The following is a 6,517-nucleotide window of genomic DNA, read 5'->3' as shown; positions in this document are numbered from 1 at the left end:
GCTACTTCCAAGACCGGCGCGTCAGGTATGCCGCTTAATACTTCATCGGGCCGAAGCAATAGAAACTTATCTGAAAGCAATCGACTCAGATCCTTGCCTGACGGAGGACTGATTGGAGGCGTCGGCGAAGTTGCTCCGAAAGATGCACCAGCACCAAGAAAGAGGATCGTCTTGCCAGCACGAATCTGCTCTATTAGGTGATGAGGTATATCCACTGTGTCCTCCCAAATTCTTGTTCTCGCTTCAGCACCCTGAGGAGGCGCAGCCAGTCGTCCTAATTGTACGTCAGGACGTGATATTGGTTCCCGATGGAAGACTGGGCGGCATGGGTCGGGTCCGGCTGTAGCCTGATGTGCCACGAGGTCAGTCGGTGTGACTTCCCGCCCTGTGACTGCTGACCTGCCCATTGCTGACGGTATCGGGCCGGATTTTTGATGGCGGTTCAGGTCGAGGAACGGGCCGACCTACTACGGACTGAGCGGCCGTTATCAAATCAGTTATCTGCCGTTCGCGAAGCTCGATTCTTCGGAGCTGCTACGGCTGGCCATGGCCGAAAGTGACGGTAGGCAATGCGTCCGATAACGGACCTTCGCTTGAGGAGCTAGATTACTCCATGTCGGCTTTACGGAGCAATGACGTAAGCGTACTATCGGCCACTAGCAGCCATCCAAGACTTGGCCCAACAGTAGTCATTGAAGCTTACTGGGAGTATGCCTATGCTCTGTTTGTGTGAAAGCCGCTTCTAACGGATTCTGGTCCTGTATGAGAACAGTTGCCAAGCGGTGAAAAACCACTTGCGAAGGGGCGTTCCGCGCAAATGTGACGGCAAGTTTTGGAGCAGGCGCCGGAGTCATATAGCAAAACTGCTACCGACAAAAAAGTCACCGATGTTCGGCGTAAACCTTCCCGGTGTTCAACAGTATTTTGAGAACAAGAAATGACCAATCAACGCGTATATCCCTCAAACGACTATATGCAACCATCGGAAGGTGAACCGATTCGTTCAGTTATCGTCGAATCAGAACACTCAACTATTGTGGCTTGGCACGTCGAGCCGGGACAGAGAATCGCGCCACACACCCATCCAGAAGGTCAAGACACTTGGACAATACTTTCTGGGCAAGGTCTATATCAAGTCGACGCGCAAGGCCTCACTGTTTCAATTGTTACTGGTGATGTTGTCGTTGCTCAAAAGGGTCAAGTGCATGGTGTTCTTTGCACAAGCGGTGATCCATTGCGTTTCATTTCAGTTGTTGCCCCGCTTGCTGCGGGCTATGAACCAATTTGAAGGGTCAATCGCTCGCTTTTGTGCATCGCAAATCTAATACCGTAAGCATGTCACAGCATTGAAACACACACTGCTGTCTGAACTGGTCGTTTACCTCTTTCAGTCGCTGGGCGCCGCTTTTCTGACCGTCCGCTTTCCCATACCGCGAACTTCGGCTTTGGGTCGGATCCGGCTGTAGCCTAAAGTGGCAAACGGTCATTGACCGCCATCAGCATCTGTACGGCAGGTAACCGTCGCATTGCCGCCCGACACAGACCGCAGGCTCACGGTCGGCTTTGGCCGACTACGGGATATCGGAACACTATTCAGTTCTTCAAGAGAAGTCCCTGTTTATGAGCGCAATCCGACAAGCTAGAGCTGGAGGCTAGTTGCTGGTGTCTGCCTCGTTCTTGGTATTGAGCCCCACCGTGTAGTGACCGCCCTCCGCCTTTTTTAGCGCCAAAAGGTCGTAGGTCTTGAGCATATCCAGCAATCCGGAATGCCCATAGGTGGTTGGAGAAAATGCGGGATCCGTGCGCTTCAAATACTGACCCAAGGCACTCAAACCAACTTTGCCTTCGGATGTATCGCTGGCAAGCAGGGACACTGCCTCAACGACGAATTTTGGCCGACGTTTTACAACGGGCACAGGTGGAGCCTTTACTGGATCAGGCTTCGCTGTAGCGACTTTGTTTCCGTTATGTTCGCTCCCATCTGAAGCCGGCTCGGAGGGCTGCCACTCAAAAAACTGATCGGATGCATTTCGTAGAGCGTCAGGAGTCTTGATCTCGCCAACGATGCAAACAGTTGCCCCCCGCTCGCGGAGTTTTCTGCACAAGTAAGCGAAATCGGAATCGCTGGTTACCAGACAAAAGGTATCAGCCCGGTGATCAAACATCGCTTCTATCGCATCGAGAGCCAGAGCAATGTCTGCAGTATTCTTGCCCGAGGCGTACTGATATTGAAGGCAAGGCGTGAAGGCCAATCGAACGAGAGCCTCCTGCCATTTATTCGCGAGCGTGGAGTGGTTTCCGTAACCCCGGCGCAGCACAACGCGGCCGAATTGCGCAACAACCCGAAGTGCGAATTCGAGAATTTCGGGGCTTGTATTGTCACAATCGACCAGAACAGCAACGCGAGACTCGCCGGGGAGGGTAGACGCAACCATCCTTCATACTCCAAAAGATAGAACTGTCATGATATACGTCAGTGTTTGAACGCGGAAAAAATCCATAACATAAGTGCCCGATTCAGATGCATTCGTTCTCAAAAAGGGATCGTTCCTCCCATACAGCTGCCAGCATGCGCGGCAAACCGCCATGAGCACGGATATTGAGCATATCCAGATCCTCAAGCACATGCCGCGCATCGACCTCGATCCACCAATAACCACTGAGGTCTTGCCGTTTCTCCACGTTGACCGCATTCGAGTGGCAAACCTCAATCAGCAACACAGGTATTCCCTCGCCATCGAGGAGAGCCAAATCAGCCCGACGCCCCGATTCCGGACATATCCATTCATCAAGAACGCGGCAGGCTCGTATAAACGGCGACACCAGGCGGGGTCCGCTTGGTGTTGAAAACAGGAACAGTGGCATGGGCACATGTCCAGCCATTGCTTCAGAAAAACGGACCGCCAAAAGGCGAATCGCAGTCTGATGAACGCTCGTGCCGTGACGGCCGAACACACAGCCATCTGCACCACTGTTCCGAAAGTGTTTGAAGTGTTGGCGACCTCGCTTGCTTCTGGCAACGGTGAGCTCTCGATCACAGTGTTTGTCAGTACAGCGGTACCGTCCACGCTCACCCCGATACTCCGCACGATCGGCTCTCAGCCAATCGCCGGTCTTCATGTCGATGGCCCACGGAATCCTCATGGCAGATCTTTCCGCAAGAGACGCCCGCGGGTAGCGAGATCACTTCTTACGCGTGCCACGCTCGGTTGTTTGATCACCCAGTTATTGAATTCGGCCTGCCAGTAGCCGCAGCCCCGACAGATCGGCTCGACAATTGCGCGGATACCTTCGTTATAAGGATGCCAAACCGCCATGTCGCCCGAGGGCAAAGTCCGCGTATAAACTGGAACACTTTGAATCAGATACACTTGATGCATAATTTTGACTCCGTTGTTGAACACGAAGTCAGGTTAGGAAGAGGTTGCAACGAATATCACTGACAAACCCTCTCCTTACCCTAATAGAGAGGGATTTATGTCACTAAATCAATGCACTACGGATTCAGAGACGCCGCCCAAAAAATCTAACCTAGAGCAGGTTGCCCGTTGCCTTCTCGACTATCTGAATGTCCACGGCAAAAACTCACAGATTTATCAAGTGCTGCGATTCCTTGCTGAGAACACGTTGAGTCGCCTTGCCGAAGGGAAAGATGCGCGATTTAACTACTACAACATCCGGGAAGGTGTGATTCGGGAAACGGAAGGCGATGCGAGCGCCTGGTTCAGCCGCCACTGGAAATCATTGAACGGTGATTTCCGGCAGCGCTGCGAAGAGGGAATGCAGAAATTCGCAGCCGACCAAGGACTCGACGTTTATCCGTGGGTAGAGAAGCATGAAAGCGATGGCGGTGCCGGAAACCAAGCTTTGATATCTCTGATCGCGTTGCCGATCCCTGGTATCTCAACTTCCATCGACGCGTGCGCTGACACAGCGCCTCATGACATCACTTATATTCCGGCGGAAAAGCTCAAGCTATCGTGGTGGGCCCGCTGGTTGTTTGACAAGGATCAGGTAGCAGAAGGATGGCGAAAGTGGCTGCTAATCTGGCCGACGATTTTGTATGTGGCGCTTACCGCAGCCGGGAGCGTATTCGTCCTTTTCGCTCTATCGCTCAGCAAACACCCGGTCACGACCAGCGATCTTGCAGCGATGCTCATCATTGTTTTGTTCAATTGGCCAGCCTATCGATCCCTGCAGCAATTTATTCGATTGGTCGATGATCGGATCATCATGGCATCGGACTCCATGCTAGGGTTTCGTGAATTCGGCGCCTGCCTCGAACTTTTCAGGCCGAATGCGCGGGAAGCAGGAGCGCCGAAGAAAGCTCGTATGATTAAGTACGCTGCACAATGCCCAGTCTGCGCCGCCCAGGTGCTACTCGACGCGGGCGAACCGGACTTCCCCCGCCGAATTGTCGGGCGCTGTCAGGAAAGCCCGAGAGAGCACGTGTTTAGTTTTGATCGGGTTACCCGCGGAGGTTATCGATTGCGATAGTCGCTTCGCCATGTTCGAACTGTCGCAAGAGCGGATCGCTCTCTATCGGACAGGCGCACGACTGGGCGTGCTCAGATTTCTTCTAGACCCTAACACTACACGTCGCTAGCCGGCTAGCGGCTTTGGCCAAGTCTTGGTCGTCGGCCTTATGTTGAGCTCCACATAAGGCCGAGATCCAGTCGATCATACTTGCCCCGTGCGCGGTCAAGCAGCCCATCAGCAAATCTGGACTTAGGCTATTTCAGTCTGACCTGAATACTAGAAAATCTGCTGTAAGAGAAGTCCTTACGGCGCCGACGCGCTCACGGGTGTAGAGGCCGGTCCCCGGAATGCCCGTGTTCAGGTACGCGCCGCGCCGACCGCCGAAGGTCATGGAAGCACCCCTGGGGCCAGCGGAAAGACTCAGCCCGCTGCCGCTGAGATTGAGATTCAGACCTGGCGCAAGCTTGATGCGTCTGCGGAACCTAATACCCATGCTGTCCCCTCCCGTTGTCGACCGTTTGCTAGCTGGGCGGTCTTATTGTGGGGGACAATTTGCGGGAATGCCGAGGGTACGTCCACTGGCGCTTCTGGACGGATGATGCTCATACGCATGCTGGGCATCAGAAGCCGAACAGGCGATTTCCCTTCGCCAAAACCACTGTCGCAGCCCCCAAGCTGTACGCCCCCGACGACTGGATATCACCTAGCCTTCTGTCAACTTCCGACCGTTCTGCTTAAGCAGATGGTCACCGCCCAAGCGAGTGTGAGCAAATTCATCTCTTCAAATACTCCGGGGGTCTCGCGACCCCTGGATCAAGCTGCTCGCGTGGTTTTGTCCAAGGCGCGGCGGCAGACCTACAGGTGCCTCGGGGCGAGGTTTTGGTCAAACATGCGACAAGACAATTATCTTGTCGCAAGTTCGATGCAGATCCGAGCATCCACATTCGCCTCTTACCTCTATGCGCACTTCGTGATAACGCTGTTGCACTTCAGACTTGAATACGCCCCGTATTCCGTCCAAGCGGGAGCGGAATAACCTCAATCCAGTGCCCAGCCTCGTCCGCTATAGCGCGCCAAAACCCTTCTGCTGCAAGGATTCCAACGTTTTCAGTGTTGGCCCAACCCTTGGGCCAACCCTAGCGAGCCTTACTGACTCCCTACACACGACGTTCGGCTCATGATTTGTCAGGATTCAGTCTCAGCATCAGCGTCATCGGATGTAAAGGCGACGACTGAAACCCGTAGTGTTCGTAGAACTCCCTGGCGCGGTCGTGCAGTGCATGCACCAGCAGCGCTCGGATTCCGACGTTTTGAGAAACGACCACGACGCGATTTACGGCGTCTTGCAGCAACGATGCGCCAAGCTTGATGCCTTGGGCGCGCTCGTCAACAGCGAGCCGTGCCAGAATCATCACCGGAACCGGGTCGGGCATGTTCCGACGCACAGAACGGGTTGCCATCTGGTGCAAGACGGCGCACGCAGCCATTGCGTAGAAGCCGTAAACGCGGCCGTCTGGATCTGCCACTACAAACGTCCGGCTGGCCCCGCTCCATTGGTTGGTCATTGCGCGGCGCTTGAGCCACTCGTCGAGAACGCCCTCCCCGCACTCAAATCCATCCAGTAGATGGCTGGCAGCGAGCGGCTGCGGCGCGCTGAGTTGCAAGCTTATGCCTTGCCAGATGCCCAGGGGGGCGTCACGGCCATGAGACGCTCAAGCCCTGGATTGGCGCTGGGCGGACCGTCGAGCATGGCCGTGAATTGCTTGAATCTTTCGGCATCCAGACTGAAAAAGACCTGATCAAGCACCACCGCCTGCGCTTTGTCGCAGGCGGCCTCAAGCATGAAGTCCGAGCGGTTCTTGCCCAACAGGGTCGCAGCGTGATCAATCAAGTCTCGCTGCTCGGGCAATGCCCGCAGGTTGATGGCGGCGTCGCGCATAGGAATCCCCTTTTGCTGCATACACAATAGATACACGGAGCGTAGTCGCCTGTGTAGCTGTTGTCAACACGCCATTTGCCTTGATCAGTATGGCTGGCG

General features: G+C 54.6%; 8 protein-coding genes. 2 read left to right on the top strand and 6 right to left on the bottom strand.

Features of this window, described 5'->3' with window-relative positions:
• The coding region (locus PROAA_RS18850) for a hypothetical protein (protein ID WP_222102142.1) at nucleotides 1-215 on the bottom strand (215 nt) is incomplete at its 3' end.
• Nucleotides 216-937: 722 nt separating this feature from the next.
• Between PROAA_RS18850 and PROAA_RS07150 the strand changes: the two genes are divergently transcribed.
• The gene (locus tag PROAA_RS07150; protein WP_186410684.1) at nucleotides 938-1,288 is read left to right on the top strand and encodes a cupin domain-containing protein; all 351 of its coding nucleotides are present in this window, start codon (nucleotides 938-940) and stop codon (nucleotides 1,286-1,288) included.
• Nucleotides 1,289-1,652: 364 nt separating this feature from the next.
• Here the strand turns inward: PROAA_RS07150 and PROAA_RS07145 are convergent, their stop codons facing one another.
• Complete coding sequence (locus PROAA_RS07145; protein WP_186410683.1) at nucleotides 1,653-2,435, bottom strand: NYN domain-containing protein; 783 nt, start codon at nucleotides 2,433-2,435, stop codon at nucleotides 1,653-1,655.
• An 82-nt stretch (nucleotides 2,436-2,517) separates the two neighbouring features.
• Complete coding sequence (locus PROAA_RS07140; protein WP_186410682.1) at nucleotides 2,518-2,865, bottom strand: hypothetical protein; 348 nt, start codon at nucleotides 2,863-2,865, stop codon at nucleotides 2,518-2,520.
• 612 nt (nucleotides 2,866-3,477) lie between these two features.
• Here PROAA_RS07140 and PROAA_RS07135 point away from each other — a divergent pair.
• On the top strand, nucleotides 3,478-4,497 hold the full coding sequence (locus PROAA_RS07135; RefSeq protein ID WP_186410681.1) for a hypothetical protein: 1,020 nt from the start codon (nucleotides 3,478-3,480) through the stop codon (nucleotides 4,495-4,497).
• A 241-nt stretch (nucleotides 4,498-4,738) separates the two neighbouring features.
• On the opposite strand, the gene PROAA_RS19375 is transcribed toward PROAA_RS07135, so the two are convergent.
• The 3 genes from PROAA_RS19375 to PROAA_RS07120 all read right to left on the bottom strand — a co-directional run bounded on the left by PROAA_RS19375 (nucleotide 4,739) and on the right by PROAA_RS07120 (nucleotide 6,418).
• Entirely contained in the window at nucleotides 4,739-4,972 is a 234-nt protein-coding gene (locus tag PROAA_RS19375; protein ID WP_186410680.1) for a DUF4236 domain-containing protein, read from the bottom strand.
• Nucleotides 4,973-5,654: 682 nt separating this feature from the next.
• Nucleotides 5,655-6,143, bottom strand: coding sequence for a GNAT family N-acetyltransferase (locus PROAA_RS07125; RefSeq protein WP_245664200.1), 489 nt, complete (start codon nucleotides 6,141-6,143; stop codon nucleotides 5,655-5,657).
• 2 nt (nucleotides 6,144-6,145) lie between these two features.
• Entirely contained in the window at nucleotides 6,146-6,418 is a 273-nt protein-coding gene (locus PROAA_RS07120; protein ID WP_186410679.1) for a type II toxin-antitoxin system TacA family antitoxin, read from the bottom strand.
• Between the last annotated feature and the right edge of the window lie 99 nt (nucleotides 6,419-6,517).

It is taken from the genome of Candidatus Propionivibrio aalborgensis (assembly GCF_900089945.1).
GTDB lineage: Bacteria > Pseudomonadota > Gammaproteobacteria > Burkholderiales > Rhodocyclaceae > Propionivibrio > Propionivibrio aalborgensis.
Note: the sequence above shows the minus strand (reverse complement) of the source record. Positions and strands in the feature narration are given on the sequence as shown.